Annotated in this window: 18 protein-coding genes; 16 read left to right on the top strand and 2 right to left on the bottom strand. The window is 63.2% G+C overall.

Annotated elements, in window-relative coordinates; genetic code table 11:
• The 5 genes from DU490_RS16190 to DU490_RS16170 all read left to right on the top strand — a co-directional run.
• A partial coding sequence (locus DU490_RS16190; RefSeq protein WP_147270478.1) for a metalloregulator ArsR/SmtB family transcription factor occupies window positions 1-335 on the top strand: 335 nt, incomplete at its 5' end.
• Window positions 336-363: 28 nt separating this feature from the next.
• The gene (locus DU490_RS16185; protein ID WP_114574768.1) at window positions 364-2,973 is read left to right on the top strand and encodes an RND family transporter; all 2,610 of its coding nucleotides are present in this window, start codon (window positions 364-366) and stop codon (window positions 2,971-2,973) included.
• 1 nt (window position 2,974) lies between these two features.
• The gene (locus tag DU490_RS16180; RefSeq protein ID WP_114574767.1) at window positions 2,975-3,802 is read left to right on the top strand and encodes an outer membrane lipoprotein-sorting protein; all 828 of its coding nucleotides are present in this window, start codon (window positions 2,975-2,977) and stop codon (window positions 3,800-3,802) included.
• Complete coding sequence (locus tag DU490_RS16175; protein WP_114574766.1) at window positions 3,802-5,109, top strand: hypothetical protein; 1,308 nt, start codon at window positions 3,802-3,804, stop codon at window positions 5,107-5,109. Before DU490_RS16180 ends, DU490_RS16175 begins: the two co-directional genes overlap by 1 nt.
• Before the next feature lie 29 nt (window positions 5,110-5,138).
• Window positions 5,139-5,333 carry a DUF2892 domain-containing protein gene (locus DU490_RS16170; protein WP_114574765.1) on the top strand — a complete coding sequence of 65 codons (195 nt, stop codon included), beginning with the start codon at window positions 5,139-5,141 and terminating at the stop codon, window positions 5,331-5,333.
• 64 nt (window positions 5,334-5,397) lie between these two features.
• Here the strand turns inward: DU490_RS16170 and dsbG are convergent, their stop codons facing one another.
• Complete coding sequence (gene dsbG, locus DU490_RS16165) at window positions 5,398-6,153, bottom strand: thiol:disulfide interchange protein DsbG (protein ID WP_114574764.1); 756 nt, start codon at window positions 6,151-6,153, stop codon at window positions 5,398-5,400.
• Window positions 6,154-6,356: 203 nt separating this feature from the next.
• Here dsbG and DU490_RS16160 point away from each other — a divergent pair, with 203 nt between their 5' ends.
• The 8 genes from DU490_RS16160 (at window position 6,357) to DU490_RS16125 (ending at window position 12,662) form a co-directional block, all read left to right on the top strand.
• Window positions 6,357-6,851, top strand: a complete 495-nt coding sequence (locus tag DU490_RS16160; RefSeq protein ID WP_114574763.1) for a copper chaperone PCu(A)C — start codon at window positions 6,357-6,359, stop codon at window positions 6,849-6,851.
• A 137-nt stretch (window positions 6,852-6,988) separates the two neighbouring features.
• Complete coding sequence (nrdR, locus tag DU490_RS16155) at window positions 6,989-7,480, top strand: transcriptional regulator NrdR (protein WP_114574762.1); 492 nt, start codon at window positions 6,989-6,991, stop codon at window positions 7,478-7,480.
• Between the two features lie 32 nt (window positions 7,481-7,512).
• Window positions 7,513-8,649: a bifunctional diaminohydroxyphosphoribosylaminopyrimidine deaminase/5-amino-6-(5-phosphoribosylamino)uracil reductase RibD gene (gene ribD / locus DU490_RS16150; protein WP_114574761.1), complete on the top strand. Its 1,137-nt coding sequence runs from the start codon at window positions 7,513-7,515 to the stop codon at window positions 8,647-8,649.
• A 303-nt stretch (window positions 8,650-8,952) separates the two neighbouring features.
• Window positions 8,953-10,110, top strand: coding sequence for a bifunctional 3,4-dihydroxy-2-butanone-4-phosphate synthase/GTP cyclohydrolase II (ribBA, locus tag DU490_RS16145; RefSeq protein WP_114574760.1), 1,158 nt, complete (start codon window positions 8,953-8,955; stop codon window positions 10,108-10,110).
• A gap of 110 nt (window positions 10,111-10,220) precedes the next feature.
• Entirely contained in the window at window positions 10,221-10,715 is a 495-nt protein-coding gene (gene ribE / locus DU490_RS16140) for a 6,7-dimethyl-8-ribityllumazine synthase (RefSeq protein WP_114574759.1), read from the top strand.
• Window positions 10,708-11,214 carry a transcription antitermination factor NusB gene (gene nusB / locus DU490_RS16135; RefSeq protein ID WP_114574758.1) on the top strand — a complete coding sequence of 169 codons (507 nt, stop codon included), beginning with the start codon at window positions 10,708-10,710 and terminating at the stop codon, window positions 11,212-11,214. Before ribE ends, nusB begins: the two co-directional genes overlap by 8 nt.
• Before the next feature lie 9 nt (window positions 11,215-11,223).
• Complete coding sequence (gene thiL, locus DU490_RS16130) at window positions 11,224-12,189, top strand: thiamine-phosphate kinase (RefSeq protein ID WP_114574757.1); 966 nt, start codon at window positions 11,224-11,226, stop codon at window positions 12,187-12,189.
• The gene (locus tag DU490_RS16125) at window positions 12,189-12,662 is read left to right on the top strand and encodes a phosphatidylglycerophosphatase A (RefSeq protein ID WP_114574756.1); all 474 of its coding nucleotides are present in this window, start codon (window positions 12,189-12,191) and stop codon (window positions 12,660-12,662) included. Before thiL ends, DU490_RS16125 begins: the two co-directional genes overlap by 1 nt.
• On the opposite strand, the gene DU490_RS17050 is transcribed toward DU490_RS16125, so the two are convergent.
• Window positions 12,654-12,872, bottom strand: a complete 219-nt coding sequence (locus tag DU490_RS17050) for a hypothetical protein (RefSeq protein ID WP_147270464.1) — start codon at window positions 12,870-12,872, stop codon at window positions 12,654-12,656. The genes DU490_RS16125 and DU490_RS17050 overlap by 9 nt on opposite strands.
• Between DU490_RS17050 and DU490_RS16120 the strand changes: the two genes are divergently transcribed.
• The 3 genes from DU490_RS16120 to DU490_RS16105 all read left to right on the top strand — a co-directional run bounded on the left by DU490_RS16120 (window position 12,865) and on the right by DU490_RS16105 (window position 17,905).
• The gene (locus DU490_RS16120; RefSeq protein ID WP_114574755.1) at window positions 12,865-14,103 is read left to right on the top strand and encodes a DUF945 family protein; all 1,239 of its coding nucleotides are present in this window, start codon (window positions 12,865-12,867) and stop codon (window positions 14,101-14,103) included. The genes DU490_RS17050 and DU490_RS16120 overlap by 8 nt on opposite strands.
• 198 nt (window positions 14,104-14,301) lie before the next feature.
• Window positions 14,302-16,743, top strand: a complete 2,442-nt coding sequence (gene lon, locus DU490_RS16115; RefSeq protein WP_220270503.1) for an endopeptidase La — start codon at window positions 14,302-14,304, stop codon at window positions 16,741-16,743.
• Between the two features lie 184 nt (window positions 16,744-16,927).
• Entirely contained in the window at window positions 16,928-17,905 is a 978-nt protein-coding gene (locus DU490_RS16105; RefSeq protein ID WP_114574753.1) for a TAXI family TRAP transporter solute-binding subunit, read from the top strand.
• Window positions 17,906-18,239: the final 334 nt, after the last annotated feature.

Genomic DNA, 18,239 nt, shown 5'->3' with positions numbered 1-18,239 from the left:
TGGCCCATGAGGATCGCCTGCTGCTGCTATGTCAGCTGAGCCAGGAAGAGCTCTGCGTCAGCGACCTGGAGGCGCGGCTGAAGATTTACCAGCCGAGCCTCTCGCAGCAGCTCGGTGTGTTTGNGCGGCTGAAGATTTACCAGCCGAGCCTCTCGCAGCAGCTCGGTGTGTTGCGCAAGCAGGGCCTGGTCACCACCCGGCGCGAGGGCAAGCACATCTTCTACCGTATCGCCGACGCCAGGGCGTTGGCACTGTTGCAGGTGCTCTATCAGCAGTTCTGCATCCAGCCCGAAGGGGATACACCGCTTGCCCAGTCGCCGGAATACATCGACTGATTCCACCGCTTCATCGGAGACCCCGCTCATGGGAAAAACCATCGCACGGTTCAGCATGCGCCACTACCGCAGGGTGTTTCTCGCCTTGCTGGTATTGGTGGTGGCGCTGGGCGCACTGATTCCGCGCATCGTCATTGATACCGACCCCGAGAACATGCTGGCGACGGACCAGCCGGCGCGGGTGTTCGATGCGCGCGTGGCCGAGCGTTTCGACCTCTACGACACCATCGTGGTGGGGCTGGTCAGCGAGCGGCCGGAGACGGGCATCTACCATCCCGAGTCGCTTGCCGGGCTGCATGCCCTGACACGGGCCATCCAGGCCATGGACGGGGTGGTGGCCGACGAGGTGATGTCGCTGGCCACCGTCGATAACGTCGAGCAGATCTCACCCGGCACCATCAGCTTCGACTGGCTGATGGGCACCCCGCCCGAGACGCCGGAAGCCGCCGCCGAATTGCGCGAGGCGGTGGAGCGGCTGCCTATGTTCCTGGGCTCGTTGGTCTCGGAGGACGGCCGGGCCGCCGGCATCTTCGTACCCCTCGAGGACAAGAACGACAGCCACCGCATCGCCACCCAGATCGAGGCCGTGGTCGGCGAGCTCGGTATCGAGGAGGTGGTGCACATCACCGGCCAGCCCGTGGCCCAGGACACCTTCGGCGTGCAGATGTTCGAACAGATGGCGATCTCCGCGCCGCTTGCCGGCCTACTGATCTTCGTGGTGATGGTCTACTTCTTCCGCAGCGTGCCGCTGGTGGTGGCGCCCATGCTGCTGGCAATGGCCACTGTGATCGCCACCATGGGCCTGCTGATCGGCCTGGGCTACACCGTGCACATCATGAGCTCGATGATCCCGATCTTCCTGATGCCCATCGCCGTGGTGGACTCGGTGCACGTGATGTCGGACTTCTCCGACCGCTGCCGGGCCGGCAGTGATCCGCGCGAGGTGATGGCCGAGGTGATCCAGGAACTCTACAAGCCGATTGTCTTCACCTCGCTGACCACCAGCGTCGGCTTCGCCTCGCTGATGCTCTCGCCGATCCCGCCGGTGCAGGTGTTCGGCGCCTTCGTGGCCTTCGGCGTGCTGCTGGCCATGGTGCTCTCCCTGACCTTCCTGCCGGCCTACGTCGCCGCGCTGCCGGCCAGCACCATCGAGGCGATGGTAGCGCGGGTACACCGCCACGAGCGAGAGGGCACGGGAGCCGACTGCCGGTTGTGCCGTTTCGTCACCGCCGTCGGTCGCCTGGCGACACGTCGCGGCCGGGTGCTGCTGGTGCTCTTTCTGGGGCTACTGGGCGTTGCCGTCTACGGCATCACCCAGATCCAGATCAACGACAACCCTACCCGCTGGTTCAAGTCGAGCCACGACATCCGCATTGCCGACCGCGTGCTCAACCAGCACTTTGCCGGCACCTACGAGGCCTACCTGGTGCTCGAGGATCGCGCCACTGGGGACCTGGTGAGCCTGCTGTCCGAACGGGCCGAGCCGGTGCTGGCCGAGGCCGGCGTGAGTCTCGAAACGGAATGGGCGAGCCTGCTGGCCGAGAGCCGCGGCGCTGATGCCCAGGCGACCCTGGACAACCTGATGTTCGCCATCGACGATCGTCTCTTCGCAGTGGACGCCGACGCGGCCCGCTGGTGGGAGCGGTTGCTGGAGGTCACCGAGGCGCTGAGAAGCGAGGCGCTGACCTTCCAGGATCCCGAAATCCTGCGTTACCTGGCCGACCTGCAGGCGCATCTGGAAACAGAAGGGGTCGTGGGCAAGGCCAATTCGCTGGCCGACCTGGTGCGCACCGTGAACCGCGAGCTGGTCAGCGGCGAGGCGGTGGATTTCCGCATTCCGGACAGCGCCGCCGGCGTGGCCCAGGCGATCCTCAGCTACCAGTCGTCACACCGCCCGGGTGACCTGTGGCATTTCGTGGCCAGCGACTACCGCTCGGCCAATGTCTGGCTGCAGCTGCCCAGTGGCGATAACCAGGACATGCAGCGCTTGCTCGCCGCCGTCGATGCCTATGTCGACGCCTATCCGCTGCCCGAGGGCCTGGCCCTGGAGTGGGCGGGCAGCACCTACATCAACCTGGTGTGGCAGGGTGAGATGGTCAAGGGGATGCTGCTGGCGCTGCTCTCCGCCTTCGCCGTGGTGCTGGTGATGATGGTGGGGCTGTTTCGCTCGCTGTGGTACGGCGTGCTCGCCATGCTGCCGCTGACACTGACCGTGTCGCTGCTCTATGGCGTGATGGGGCTGATTGGCAAGGACTTCGACATGCCGGTAGCGGTGCTCTCGGCGCTCAGCCTGGGGCTCTCGGTCGACTTCGCTATCCACTTCATCCAGCGCCTGCGCGAGGCGGTAGCCGAGGCCGGCGGCGACTGGCGCGAGGGGCTGGCGCGGGTATTCGAGGAGCCGGCACGCGCCATTACCCGCAATGCCATCGTCATCGCGCTGGGTTTCACGCCACTGCTGGTGGCGCCACTGATGCCCTACGTCACGGTGGGCATTTTCCTGGCTAGCATCATGGCAGTGTCGGCGATGGTGACTCTACTGATGCTGCCCGCCGTGGTCAGTACCTGGCCCCGGCGCTTCTTTGGCACAACCGCCGCTGTGGGAGCCGAATCGGGTTCCGCCACCGGCAAGGAGGTATGAGATGAATGTTGTCCGCCTGTTTCGACATCCCCGAGCCGCCCGCCACGCCCTGCTAGCCGGGCTGGGTGCCCTGGCCCTGGTTGCCGTCAGCGCTCAGGCGCAGGCGCCCGACGCGAGTGACATCGTCGAGCGTGCCAATCAGGCCGCATTCTATGCCGGCGACGATGGCCGCAGCGAAGCGCGAATGCACATCCTCGACGGCAGCGGGCGCGAGCAGGTGCGCCAGTTCACCCTGCTGCGCCGCGACGGCGAGGATGGCCGTCAGCGCTACCTGGTGACCTTCAGCCGTCCGGCCGACGTTCGCGGCACGGTATTCCTGGTGCACAAGAACCCCGGTGCCGACGACGACCGCTGGCTCTACCTGCCTGGGCTCGACCTGGTGCGACGCATTGCCCCCGGCGACAAGCGCACTAGCTTCGTCGGCTCCCACGTGTTCTACGAGGACGTCTCGGGCCGCCACCTGGAAGACGACACCCATGAGCTCATTGAGACCACCGACGAGCACTACGTAGTGAAAAGCACGCCCAAGGCCCCCGGTAGCGTCGAGTTCGCCCACTTCACCACCTGGATCGACCGCGACACCTGGCTGCCCATGCGCAGTGAGTACACACGAGCCGACGGGCATGTCTATCGCCGCATGCAAATTCAGGAAGTGCAAGAGATCGACGGCTACCCCACCGGCACGCGCATGCGCATGGAAGACCTCAATTCCGGTGGCCACACCCTGGTGGAGTTCCGCTTCAGCGCCTACGACCTGGGCATTCCCGAGTCGGTGTTCACCGAACGCTCGTTGCGCAACCCGCCGCGGCAATGGCTGGAGCGGCAGTGATGAAGGCCTGGTCCAAGACAAAAGAGCGAGCTTACGTGACGACGGTGCTGATCCTGCTGCTCTCCGCCGCGCCCTTGGCCGCCCAGGACGACTGGGGCGACGACCCCTGGAGCGAGGAGGCCTCGGCCTTCTCCTGGTACGGCTTCGTCGAGGGCGCCAGCGCCTGGCGTACGCAGGGCAACCCCGCCATCGATGACGACATGACCTTGCAGGAAGTGCGCCTGCAGCTCGAGGGCGAGTACCTGGCTGACTGGGGTACCCTCAGCCTCAAGGCAGATGGCGTGGCTGACGGCATCGAGGACGAGCTCACCGGCGAAGTGCGCGAGGCGCTGGTCAGTTTCTCGCCCGCCGAGCGGCTCGACGTGCGTCTGGGGCGTCAGGTGCTGACCTGGGGCACCGGTGACCTGCTGTTTGTCAACGACCTCTTCCCCAAGGACTGGCAGTCGTTCCTGGCTGGTCGCGACGACGAGTACCTCAAGGCGCCGAGCGACGCCGCGCGCTTCAGCTGGTACGGCGGGGTGGTCAACCTCGATGCCGTGGTGACACCGCGCTTCGAGCCCGACCGCTACGTGGATGGTTCGCGACTCTCCTACTACGACACGTCACGCGGCGCGATCGTTGGCGCCCCGCCGACACTGACGGCCGATCAACCCTCACGCACGGCCGACAACGCGGAACTGGCGCTGCGTCTCCACGGCCTGGCCGGTGCCCAGGAGTGGGCGCTCTACGGCTATCGCGGCTTCTTCGGCCAGCCCACGGCCTTCGACCCCGAGCGCGGAGTGGCCACCTTCGCGCGGCTCAACAGCCTGGGCGCGAGCCTGCGCGGGCCGCTCAAGGGCGGCATCTACCACCTGGAGACCGCCTGGTACGACTCCGTCGACGACCGCGGCGGCAGCGACCCCAATGTACCCAACAGCGAGCTGCGCCTGCTGGGTGGTTACGAGCGCGAGATGGCCACGAACTTCACGGTAGGAACCCAGTACTACCTGGATTGGCTCCAGGACCATGACGCTTACGAAGAGAGCTTTCCGTTCGCGGCCGAGGATCAGCGCGACGAGCTTCGCCACTTGGTTACCCTGCGCCTGACCTACCGCATGCTGCGCGACAACCTGATCCTCGGCGTCATGAATTTCTATTCGCCCAGCGACGAAGATGCCTTCATTCGGCCCACCGTCACCTGGCGCTACAGCGACAACCTGCAGTTCAACGCCGGTGCCAACCTGTTCAGTGGACAACAGGACGGCACCTTCTACGGACAGTTCGAGGAGAACTCGAGTGTCTTCCTGCGTGCTCGCCATAGCTTTTGACCCCGCACCACCACCCAAGGAGAAAGACCATGACCCTCAATGAAGCCCTCCGCCTGATCGCTGGCACCTTCGTGCTGCTCACCGTGCTGCTCGGCTATTTCGTGCACCCTGGCTGGTTCCTGTTCACTGGTTTTGTGGCACTGAACCTGATCCAGTCCGCCTTCACCCGTTGGTGCCCGATGATTACCCTGCTGCGCAAGCTGGGCTTGCCCGAGTCGCGTTGAGGCGCCTGGGGGTTGACCAAGCCACCTCGTCCGAGCCGCCATCGCCCGGGTGTGGCGTTTCTCGTCAGGGGTGCGCACCGCCCATCATTTCGCGCAGCTTCGCCGCCTCCGGCATGCCGTCCACCCGCTGCAGGCGGCCTTCATGCCGATACACCGTGGTGGGAGTGGCATAGAGGCCCAATTCGTCGAAGAGCTGGTTGTTGCGATACACCCTGTCCTCGATGTGGCGGGGCTGAGCCGAGGGAGTCACGCTTTCACCGCCGCTGTGGTCGTGCAGAGCAGTCACGGGATCTTCGGCGCCCAGCAGGGCAGAGGCCTTGGCCGGGCTGTCTGGTTGCAAGACGCCCACCATGATATGACGCAACTGAACATCACCGGCCTCGACCCAAGGGCGTGACTGCTGCCAGAACTGCCGGCAATAGGGGCAGTTGGGGTCGGTGAAAGTGTATACCACGTGGGGGGCGTCCGTTGGGCCATCCTGAATCCAGTGGCTCTTTTCCAATTGGTGCCACAGTTCGCCTTCCTGGGGCGCTCTCACCAGTTCGTCGAGCGGGGCCTCTGAGAGGTCGTTGCCTTCGGCATCAATCATGGTGCCGACGATGGCATGTTGACCGTTGGCCGTGACGAACACAGTCATCTCGCGGCCCTGATGGCTGGCGGCGTAGCCGACAAGTCCATCCGGGGCCTCGAATTCACCGTGAATCTCGAGTCCCTCCTCGATCAAAGCTTGAACCGGGCTCGGCCAGTCGTCGGCATGCACCGTCGAACCTACAGCGAGGAGGGGCAAGGTGGCCATGAGCAGCATGAAGCGAAGAACCATGTCGGGTTTCCTTGAGTGAAATTGCTTTCCGGTATGATGCAAGCCGCCTATTGATTGACTACCGGCTTTCTTAGCAGGTTCACCAGGCAGTCGGGAAACCGTGCGTGTCGAGTTGATGTACCCCGTCTCCTGAGGCACGACATCGTAGTAAGCTGCTCGCCTGGTTCCCTGGCGTAGCCAACGATACAGCAAGGAGTTTCATCATGGTGAAGGTTCATTCACTGCTGTTCACCGTCAGCCTTTCGTTGGTGTCGCTGACGGCGTTTGCCGATCCGCTCAATATCGTAGGCACTCAGGTGCGTGACGTTCCACCGGGCTCGCAGGTCTCTGCTGCCTTCATGTCGCTCAAGAATCCGGGGGAGCGGGATGTCGTATTAGTGAATGCTCACTCACCTGCCGCCGATGTGATGGAGTTGCATGATCATGAAGATGTCGATGGCGTGATGCAGATGCGCAAGGTGCCCAATCTTGTCGTGCCTGCTGGCGGAGCAGTCGAGCTGGCGCCCGGTGGGCTGCACCTGATGTTGATCGGGTTGTCCGCACCCTTGGAGGAGGGCGAACTCGTCGAGATCGAGCTCAGGTTCGAGTCGGGTGTATCACAGCGGTTAGAGGCGCCGGTTCGGCAAATCGTCGTGGACGGTGGGTGGCCGCAGCGTGATACGCATGATCAGGGCCACAGCCACGGAGATGATCACTGATCCTGGGCACCATGTTGTCGGTTCCCGGCATTTGGTGTCGGTGCTGGGCGACTAGCGGGCCAGAGGTTACAATACTGCACTATTGAACCACGAGCGGCCAGCAGTCGGCCGCCCCGCTTCGAATTCGGATCGATACCATGCATTGCCCCTTCTGTGGCGCCCATGATACCCGCGTGACCGATTCCCGCCTGGTGGCCGAGGGCGACCAGGTGCGCCGCCGCCGCCAGTGCACCGATTGCGGCGAGCGTTTTACCACCTACGAGACCGCTGAACTGGTCATGCCCAGGGTGGTCAAGGCCGACGGTTCCCGGGAAACCTTCGACGAGAAGAAGCTGCGTGCCGGCATGCTGCGTGCGCTGGAGAAGCGCCCGGTCAGTGCCGAGTCAATCGAGGCCGCCGTGGAGCGGATTCGCCAACGGCTGCGCGGCAGTGGCGAACGCGAGATCCAGGCACGGGATATCGGCGAGGCGGTGATGCAGGCGCTCAAGCGTCTCGATCAGGTAGCCTTCATTCGCTTTGCTTCCGTCTATCGTCGCTTTCAGGATGTCGACGAGTTTCGCGCCGAGATCGACCGCCTGTCGCGTGAGCCCGGGTTCCCGCCGGGAACCGCCGACGACAGCGAGCGCTGAGTTCCGTTTTTCTGTTTTTGCCAGGGAGTGACATGGCCAAGCCCACCGCTGCCGCCTGGATGGCTCGGGCGCTTCAATTGGCCCGCCGCGGCCTCTATACCACCGACCCCAACCCCCGCGTGGGCTGTGTCCTGGTCAAGGGCGGTCGCCTGGTGGGGGAGGGCTGGCACGAGCGTGCCGGTGAGCCCCACGCGGAAGTCCATGCACTGGACATGGCCGGGGATTCTGCGCGAGGAGCGACTGCCTACGTGACCCTGGAGCCCTGCTCCCACCAGGGTCGTACCGGTCCCTGTGCCGTGGCATTGATCGACGCCGGGGTGAAGCGGGTGGTGCTTGCCATGGGCGACCCCAATCCGGAGGTGGCCGGCCGCGGCATCGCCATGCTGCGCGAGGCGGGAGTCGAGGTAGAGGTCGGGCTGCTGGAGGAGGAGGCCAGGGCGCTCAATCCCGGTTTCCTGTCGCGCATGACACGAAACCGGCCCTTCGTGCGACTGAAGATGGCCATGAGCCTGGATGGGCGCACGGCGATGGAATCGGGTGAATCGCAGTGGATTACCGGCCCCCACGCCCGTACTGAAGTCCAGCGCCTTCGCGCTCGCTCCAGCGCGGTGCTGACCGGCGTCGACTCGGTCATCTTCGACAATTCACGGCTGACCGTGCGAGCGAGCCAGTTGGGCCTGGACGATGCCGATGCCATCGCTCGGCGCCAGCCGCTGCGGGTCGTGGTCGACACCCAGTTGCGCCTGCCCCAGGCCGCGGCCTGCCTGCGCGAGCCCGGGCGCACGCTGGTGGCGACGGTGATGGGCCACGATGCCGAGCGCCGTGCCCGACTGGAAGCCGCCGGCGCCGAGATACTGGTGCTCCCGGCGGATCAGAATGGCCGGGTCGATCTTGTCGCCCTGTTGCGTTACCTGGCCGAGCAGGAACTGGTCAACGAGGCGTTGCTGGAAACCGGCGCCACCCTGGCCGGCGCGATGCTCGATGCCGGCCTGGTCGACGAAATGCAGCTGTTCGTGGCACCGACCTTGCTGGGTGGCGAGGCGCGGCCGCTGTTCGCCTTGCCGGGACTGACCCGCATGGCCCAGCAGCGCCCGCTGGATATTCTCGATATCCGCGCCATCGGTCGCGACTGGCGTATCACTGCGCGGCCCGGGCGGCTTCAGGACTGAGTTCATCAGGGCGCCGGGAACCACTCGGGGAGGAGGTCTTTTTCCAGGGATGGGAAAAGGAGCGTCCAGGGAAGGATTCACAGCGCCTCCTCACCGAGTTTTGTTCCCGGGACAGCCCGCTCGCTACAGAAATTAGCGCCGAACCAAGGGTGCTCACTACTGGCGCCCGACGCCGAGCCAAGGTACCCTGACGCCCATTCGAGGCGGGGCATAGAACTTTAGTAACGCGCATTAGTCACGTACTTTGGCAACGTCCCAGGTGCAGTACTGCAACGCCTTTTAGCTGAATCAATCGGAGATTCCATGGTGCAATCTTCCCGCGGGGGCCTCGCTTCCATAGAAGACCTGATCGAGGACATTCGTCAGGGCAAGATGGTGATCCTCATGGATGATGAGGATCGTGAGAACGAGGGCGATATCATCATGGCCGCCGAGAAGGTCGGGGCCGAGCATATCAACTTCATGGCACGCCATGCCCGGGGCCTGATCTGCATGCCGATGACGCGCGAGCGTTGCGAGCGGCTCAAGTTGCCGCTGATGGTGAGCGACAACGGTTCGGGCTTCGGCACCAAGTTTACCCTCTCCATCGAGGCGGCCGAGGGAGTGACCACGGGCATTTCTGCCGCCGATCGGGCACGCACCGTGCAGGCGGCAGCGGCGCGCAATGCCCGGGCCGAGGATATCGTGCAGCCCGGTCACATCTTTCCGCTGATGGCCGAGCCCGGCGGCGTGCTGCGTCGTGCCGGACATACCGAGGCGGCCTGCGATCTGGCGGCGCTGGCCGGTTGCGACCCCAGCGGTGTGATCTGCGAAGTCATGAACGATGATGGCAGTATGGCCCGTCGCCCGGAGCTCGAGCGGTTCGCCGCCGAGCACGGTTTGAAGATGGGCACCATCGCCGATCTGATTCACTATCGCATTCATAATGAGCAGACGGTGGAGCCGGTGGAGTCGACGCCGGTCAACACGGCCGTGGGCGAGCTGACGCTGCATGTCTTTCGCGATCGTATTCAGGGCGCGCATCATGTGGCGCTGGTCAAGGGCACCCCCACCCCCGAGACCCTGACCACGGTGCGGGTACACCTGGCCGATACCATGCGGGATCTGCTGGGTCTGCAGAAGGGCGAAGGCAAGAACTGGACCACGCACAGTGCGCTAGAGGAAGTGGCCCGCGTCGACCAGGGTGTCTTCGTTCTTCTGGACGATGGCCGCCCGCACCAGGACTTCCGTGACCAGTTCGAGGTGTTCATGGAGCGTCGCCGCCTGCCTCGCACCAGCGACTCGGACGGCGCCGGCAACTACCTTACCATTGGCACGGGCTCTCAGATCCTGCGTCATCTCGGGGTGGGGCGGATGCGGCTACTCAGTTCGCCGTGGAAGTTCTCTGCCCTGTCCGGTTTCGATCTCGAAGTGATCGAACTGATTGCACCGGGCGACAGTGAGGCTGGCGACGAGATCTGAGTCGGTCGCAGTCTGACACTAAGATAAAACTCGGCCCACCCTCGGGGTGCGCTCTGTCGATTCAGCAGGATCCAAACCGATTTCAGCAGGACTATTTTCAGGAATTAGCGATGCATACCTTGTCTCAGTTGGAAGGCAACTTCGTCGATGTCGACGGCCGCTACGTGATCGTGGTGGGGCGTTTCAATCATCATGTGGTCGACAGCCTGGTGGAAGGTGCCGTGGATATCCTGATGCGCCACGGGGTGGATGCCGACCACATCGATATCGTCCATGTGCCGGGTGCCTGGGAGCTGCCGTTGGCCGTTAAGCGGGCCCTGCAGGTGGCCAAACCCGACGCGGTAATCGCACTGGGTGCGGTGATTCGTGGCGGTACGCCACACTTTGAATATGTTGCGGGCGGTTGCAATTCGGCGCTCGGCAGCCTGCAACTGGAGTTCGATACCCCTATTTCCAACGGGGTGCTGACCGTCAATTCCATCGAGCAGGCCATCGAGCGTTCCGGCACCAAGGCGGGCAACAAGGGAGCCGAGGCGGCCATGGCGGCCATGGAGATGGTGTCGCTGCTGCGCGGCTTCGGTGACGTCGGAGAAAGCCATGAGTGAGCCACGCCCCAAGCGCTCCCCATCGACGGGCCAGCAGAAGAGGCGTGCAGCCCGCGAGTTGGCCGTCCAGGGGCTTTATCAGTGGCATATGACCGGCAAGTCCATCTCGGCAGTGGAGTCGGAGTTCCGTAGCCAGTTGCCCGACGAGGACATGGAGGATCATGAAAACTGGGCCAAGGTCATGGAGATCGCCGACCTGGCTCTCTTTCACGACCTGCTGCATAACGTGGCACGCTATTGCGGCGACCTGGATGCCGCTATCGGTCCGCTGCTCGACCGGCGTATCGAGGAGTTGGATCCCATCGAGCTGACCATACTCCGGCTCGGTGCCTACGAATTGTCCCATCGCCTGGATGTCCCCTACCGGGCGGTGATCAACGAGGGCGTCGAACTGGCCAAGTCCTTTGGCGCCACCGACGGCCACAAGTACGTCAATGGCATCCTCGACAAGCTGGCATCACGACTGCGTTGTGCCGAGGTCAGCGCGCGTCGCCGCTGAAGGTATCAAGTGACCAGTGAATTCGAGCTGATCGCCCGTTACTTTACGCCTGCCGCTCCAGGCTCACGGGCTGGTGTCGCGCTTGGTGTAGGCGATGACTGCGCATTGCTGGTACCCCAGAGTGGGGCGCGGCTCGCTGTCAGCGTCGATACGTCGGTGGCTGAGGTTCACTTTCCTTCCGCTGCCCCGGCTGAGGCGATTGGCCACCGGGCGCTGGCGGTCAGTCTCAGTGACCTGGCGGCCATGGGCGCCGAGGCGCGCTGGTGTCTGATGGCGCTGGCCATGGCTGATGCCGACGAGGCTTGGCTGGCCGATTTTGCCCGCGGTTTTCATGGCCTTTGTGCGATAACCGGTACCACCCTGGTCGGTGGCGACGTGACCCGCGGTGAACTGGCGATCGGAGTAACGGTAATGGGAGAAGTGCCCGAAGGGCAGGCCCTCACCCGTGGTGGATCGAGCCCTGGTGACCTGCTAGCCGTGACCGGCGCACTGGGCGGTGGCGCAGGCGGACTGGCGCTATGGCAGCGGGGCGAGAGAGACCCGGGTCATCCACTGCTGGTACGCTACCTTTGTCCACAGCCGCGCCTGGATGCAGGTCAGGCGCTGCGTGGACTGGCCAATGCGGCCATCGATATTTCCGATGGATTGCTGGCCGACCTGGGCCATGTGCTGTCCGCTTCCGGGGTGGGCGCGAGGGTCGATGTCGAGGCGCTGCCAATGGCAGAAGGGCTGCTCCAGGCCCTCGGACCTGACCGGGCACGACAGGCGGCGTTGGGTGGCGGCGATGACTACGAACTGCTGGTCAGTCTGCCTGCCGATGCCATGGATGAGGCGACCCGTCGCCTGGCCGGGCTGGGGCTGGCGCTGACGCCGGTCGGAACGGTGACGGCCGAACCAGGCCTGGCCGGGGTGGGCGATACGGCCCTCGGTGGTTGGCAGCACTTCGGGGCGGCGGATGTGAAGAGAGGCGCATAATGAATCGCTTTCCCCAGAGCGTGTGGCGACGCCCCGTTCATTTCTTTGCCTTCGGTCTCGGTAGCGGGGCCGTACCCTGGGCCCCTGGTACCTTCGGTACCCTGGCGGCCATTCCATTCTATTGGCTGATGTCCGAGCTGCCGTTGAACTGGTACCTGATTCTGGTGGCAGTCTCCTTCGTGGTAGGCATCTGGTTATGCGACAAGACCTCGCGTGATCTCGGTGTCCACGATCACTCCGGCATCGTCTGGGACGAGTTCGTCGGCTACTGGATCACCATGGCTGCGGTACCCTTTTCATGGGAAGCAGCACTCTGGGGATTCATTCTGTTTCGCATCTTCGATGTCTTCAAACCATGGCCGATTCGCTGGGCGGACCGTCGTGTAGCAGGGGGGTTCGGCATCATGATCGATGATGTCCTGGCCGGGATCTACGCCTGGAGCACGATGCATTTGTGGCTTTGGTTACACTGAATTACTGAAGATGCGATAGTTGCCGCGGTAGTTGGTGTAATAGCTGGTGCAATCGTTGATGCGATAGTTGTTGCGATAGTTGTTGCGATAGTTGTTGCGATAGTTGATGCGATAGTTGTTGCGATAGTTGATGCGATAGTTGATGCGATAGTTGTTGCGATAGTTGATGCGATAGTCAAGGAAACGAAAAGGAGACGGAGCTGTGCGCAAGGAACGTCTCATTGTCCCGCTGCTGGTATTGTTGTTGGTGGCCTGGCTGGCAGGGCAGGCCATTTCCAGCCACTTCTTCGAACGCGAAATGGCACGAGCACTCAATGATCTCGAGGCAAGAGGTGAGGTGATCGTGGCGCGTTCAGAGGTAGAGCAGGGCTGGTGGTCCTCGACCGGACGCATTCACTTGGCACCGTTGCTGGGGGATGTTTGGCAGTTGGAGCTGACCTACAGGGCGCGGCACGGCGTGCTCAATACGCACTTGAACGGTGAAGCGATGCTGCGCCATGGCCCGGATGCCGTGCAGCTCTTCGGTGACCTGCTGGCATCGTCGCCCCCGCTCTGGCAGGCCAGCTATCACACCCTGACCGGCACCCTGGAAGGTGGGCTTCGTCTCTCACCCTTGCGAATCATTCAGCAGGATCGCGAACTGGTACTCGATGGTGGCCGGCTCCATTTCAGCGGCGAGCAGGGCGACTGGCGCCTCCGTGCACATCTCGATGCCTGGCGATTGACCGATGGTGTCACTAGCCTTGCAATCGGCCCCTCCACGCTCAACAGCCATTACGCCTATACCGAAGACGCCCATGCCTTCAACCAGGAGGATCGGCTGCAGATCGAGTCGATGGCCTGGCGCCAGCCTGAGCTGAGCCTGGATGCCAGCAACCTCCGCGTCACCAATCGCACGGCCTTGGATGAACAGGAGCTGAGAATGCAGCTCGATATCGACCTGGGCGAGGTGCAAACGGCAAACCAGGTACTGCTCACCGGAGAGCTGACACTGGAGCTGTCACGTCTGAATGGCGACGCCCTCCGGGCCAGCATGTTGCGGCTTCGTGAGCTGGCGGCCAGTGGTCATCATCAGCTCGATCGCCGTGAGTTTCTGGCACAGCTCGAGCCTCACATGCTTCAAGTCCTGCAGGATTCGCCACGCCTCGACCTGCTGAACCTCCAGTTGGATAGTCCCATGATGGGGCTGTCGGCACGAATCGATGGTTCGCTGTTCTTCGACGGGCGCCGACTCGACGAGTTGAGGCTGGTCGGTGTCGACGACCCGGCCATGCAGGCGCGTTGGCGCCGCCGCCTCGACGGCGATTTCACCTGGTATGACCTGCCGACCGTGGCAGCCCTGTGGCTTGGCTTGCCACTGGACACTCGCACCCTCGAAATCGACGTGGGGCGTGGGCAGGTGCGTGTCAACAGCCGGCCCTTACCCCAGCTATGGCGCTGAACCTGCTCGGTGCGCCCAAGCACTACCGTCCTGCTTGTCTGGCTACCTTTGTTCCCGGGTCGATTCTACGGCGCTCTGAACACACCAACCTGGATCTGCACAAAACACTGAAATAGTGGGCAGATGACTTGAAGTTGCCCGGGTGCGCCCGCATTCCTCAGGTCATACGCCGGTCCCCAGCTTCAGGAAGAGGTTTCGATGAGCGATTACGATCAGGATGAGCAGAATTGGCAAGAATCGATGCGTGATGGCACGGACGAGGCATGGTCGGGTTCTGATGGTGAAGCGCAAGAGTCTCTGAACAATGCCATGGTGCCAGCTAGCGAATACCTGCCCGAGCGTATTTACCTGCTGCCGATACACAACCGCCCCTTCTTTCCCGCCCAGGTACAGCCGCTGGTGATCAACCGCGAGCGCTGGGAAGACACTATGCGTCGGGTGGGCAAGACGCCCCACCACACCCTGGGTGTCGCCTTCGTCGGCGATTCAGGCATCGACGACCTGGGCCACGAATCGTTTCCCGAGTACGGCACGGCGGTCAAGGTTCACAAGCTGCAGGGAGAGGACCAGCAGCTGCAGTTTATTGCCCAGGGCCTCAGGCGCTTTCATATTCAGCGCTGGCTATCGAAGAAGCCGCCCTATCTGGTCGAGGTGAGTTACCCGCGGGAACCGGTCGACGCCGACGAGGACGAGACCCGTGCCTATGCCATGGCAATCATCAACGGCATCAAGGAACTGTTGCCGATCAATCCGCTCTACGGAGAAGAGCTCAAGCACTATCTCAACCGTTTCAGCCCCCATGAGCCGGGTCCGCTGACCGACTTCGCCGCGGCCATCACTTCGGCACGGGGAAGTGAGCTGCAAAAGGTACTGGAAACCCTGCCGGTGCAGGCGCGCATGGAGAAGGTGCTGCCCCTGCTGCGCAAGGAGATCGACGTTGCCCTGCTGCAGACGGAAATCAGTGAGCAGGTCAACGCCCAGATGCAGGAGCGGCAGCGGGAGTTCTTCCTGCGTGAACAGCTCAAGGTCATCCAACGTGAGCTGGGCATCTCCAAGGACGATCGCGAGAACGACGTCGATACCTTCCGTGACCGCCTTGAGAACCTGGTGGTACCGCCCAAGGTACTGACCCGCATCGAGGAGGAACTCGACAAGCTTTCGGTGCTGGAGACCGGCTCGCCGGAATATGGCACCACACGCAACTACCTTGACTGGCTGACATCGATGCCCTGGGGGGTGCGCAGCGCCGACCAGATGGACCTTGCCCATGCTCGCAAGATACTGGACCGCGATCACGATGGGCTCAAGGACGTGAAGGAGCGCATCGTCGAGTTTCTCGCCGAGGGCACCTTCAAGGGTGATGTGGGCGGCTCTATCCTGCTGCTCGTCGGCCCCCCTGGGGTGGGCAAGACCTCGGTCGGTCGTTCCATTGCCGAGGCCCTGGGGCGCCAGTTCTACCGCTTCTCGGTGGGCGGCATGCGCGATGAAGCTGAAATCAAGGGCCACCGACGCACCTACATCGGCGCCATGCCGGGCAAGCTGGTGCAGGCGCTCAAGGAGGTGGAAGTCGAAAACCCGGTGATCATGCTCGACGAGATCGACAAGATGGGGCAGTCCTTCCAGGGAGACCCGGCGTCGGCACTGCTCGAAGTGCTCGATCCTGAACAGAACATCGACTTCCTCGACCACTACCTCGACGTACGACTCGATCTTTCCAAGGTGCTCTTCGTGTGTACCGCCAATACCCTGGACTCGATTCCGGCGGCGCTGCTTGACCGCATGGAACAGATCCGCCTGTCGGGATACATCGCCGAGGAGAAGGTGGCCATCGCCAAAAACCACCTCTGGCCCAAGCTGCTCCAGCGCGACCGAATCCCCAAGAAGCGTATCAACTTGACGGATGCGGCACTGAAGCAGGTGATCGAGGGCTACGCCCGGGAGGCCGGAGTACGCCAGCTGGAGAAGCAACTTCACAGCATCGTGCGCAAGGCCGCGGTAAGGCTGCTGGAAGGCGACCAGCCGTCAGTGAAGGTGTCGGTCAAGAACCTGGAGGAGTACCTCGGTGCGCCGCTGTTCCGCCAGGAGCAGGTGCTCAAGGGGGAGGGGGTGGTTACCGGCCTGGCATGGACTTCCATGGGTGGGGCAACCCTGCCGATCGAAGCGGATAAAGTGCACTCCCTGACCCGGGGCTTCAAGCTCACCGGCAAGCTCGGTGAAGTGATGCAGGAGTCCGCCAATATCGCCTACAGCTATGCTTTGGGGCACCTGGCAGAGTATGGCGCCGACGCGGATTTCTTTGACTCCGCTTTCGTGCATCTTCACGTCCCCGAGGGGGCTACGCCCAAGGATGGCCCTTCGGCCGGGGTGACGATGACCACGGCACTGTTCTCGCTCGCCCTTCATCAGTTCATCGACCGGCCGCTGGCGATGACCGGCGAGATGACCCTGACCGGACAGGTGCTGCCGGTGGGTGGCATCCGCGAGAAGATCATCGCGGCGCGTCGCAGCAAGATCTTTGAAGTGATCCTGCCCGAGGCCAACCGGCGCGACTATGCCGAGCTGCCCGACTATCTCAAGGATGGGGTCACGGTACATTTCGCCAGGCGTTATCAGGACGTGGCCAAGGCCGCCTTCGGCTAGCCAAGCGCCAGCTCGGTAGCTGGTGGAGTCGGCACTGCCTTACAAATGGCAGTGCCGCTTCTACCGGCTGCGCCAATTACCGCCGTAAGACGCATCGTCTTTTTCTCGATGGCCAGATTCGGGTGTTCCTGTCGGAAAAAATCGGCATTATAGTTCTTTGCTGGCCTCTCCAAGGGAGACACATATGCGTCAATTCACTCCTTCTTTCACTCGCACCCTGTTGGCTTCTGCCACTGCCGTCCTGGTGGGCGCCACCGCCTTCTCCGCCCAGGCGGAAACCCGAGTGACCTACAAGTCCGCCTCTGCCGGCACCGCCTACTACCAGATGGGCGTGGAGCTCTCGGAGGCGATCCGCAAGGGTACCGACGGCGATATCCAGCTCACGCTGGAAGAGAGCCAGGGCTCGGTGCAGAACGTGATGGAAGTGATGGCCCGCCAGGGCAACTATGTCTTCACCACGCCCCCCGGTCTGGTGAAAAGTGCCATGGCTGGCGACGGACCCTTCGCCGAGCGACAGAGCCCCCGTTTCCAGGAAATTCGTGGCCTGTTCCCGATCCCGGCGATCACCATGCACTTCGTCGTGGCCGGTGGTGAGGGCGTCATCGGGATCGAGGACCTGGAAGACAAGCATATCCTGATTGGGCGTGGCACCTTCGGTGCTCGCGAAGCCGAGCGCTATCTCGAGCTGTTCGACATGATGGACCGGGTGCGGGTGGCCAGTGCCGAGATCGGCAGTGGCCCCGATGCGCTGAAGAACGGCCAGATCGATGCCTTCGTCACGGCGAGTTCCTTTCCCACACCCAACGTGATCGAGACCGCTGCGAGCATGTCGATCAGTCTGGTCAGCCTGACCGACGAGCAGATTGAGCAGACCGGTGCGGCACGCCAGACCATACCGGCTGGCACATACTCCGGCGTGGACCAGGACGTCGAGACCACCTCGCTGCCCGTCATTGCCTATACCACCACCGGCATGGACGACGACACCGCCTACACCCTGACCAAGACCTTCTGGGAGCGTCGGGATGCCATGGCGGAAGAGACGGCGTGGTGGGGAAGCATCACCCACGACATGGTCGGTAACATCGCGGGATCGCTGCACCCGGGCGCGGTGCGCTACTACGATGAAGCCGGTATCGAGATCCCCGACGAATTGCGTTAACCCCCTGTTGGGGTCGGGACTCGAGCATGCCGGGGACCGGCCCTGATCGAAAGGCTCTTTTTTCCATGTCGACATTTTCCTCTTCACCGGCGGCCGGCGAGGTCGTCGGGAGCACTCGGTCGCGGGTCCATCCGGCCTGGGTGCTGCTGGGCGGTCTCACTGTGGTCTTTCATCTGGGTCTGATTTTTTACGGTCTCACCCCGGCACTCGTCAGCCGCGGTAGTTGTCAAGGAATCTGTCGCCTCTGAGGTCATTCAGGCCGCCTGTTTTTCTGGTTCAGCGACGGTGATCTGGAGCTCCCGTTCCGGGTTGAGTGACACGGTGCCGATAGGCG

The organism is Halomonas sp. DQ26W (assembly GCF_003339685.1).
Taxonomy (GTDB): Bacteria; Pseudomonadota; Gammaproteobacteria; order Pseudomonadales; family Halomonadaceae; genus Halomonas.
Note: the sequence above shows the minus strand (reverse complement) of the source record. Positions and strands in the feature narration are given on the sequence as shown.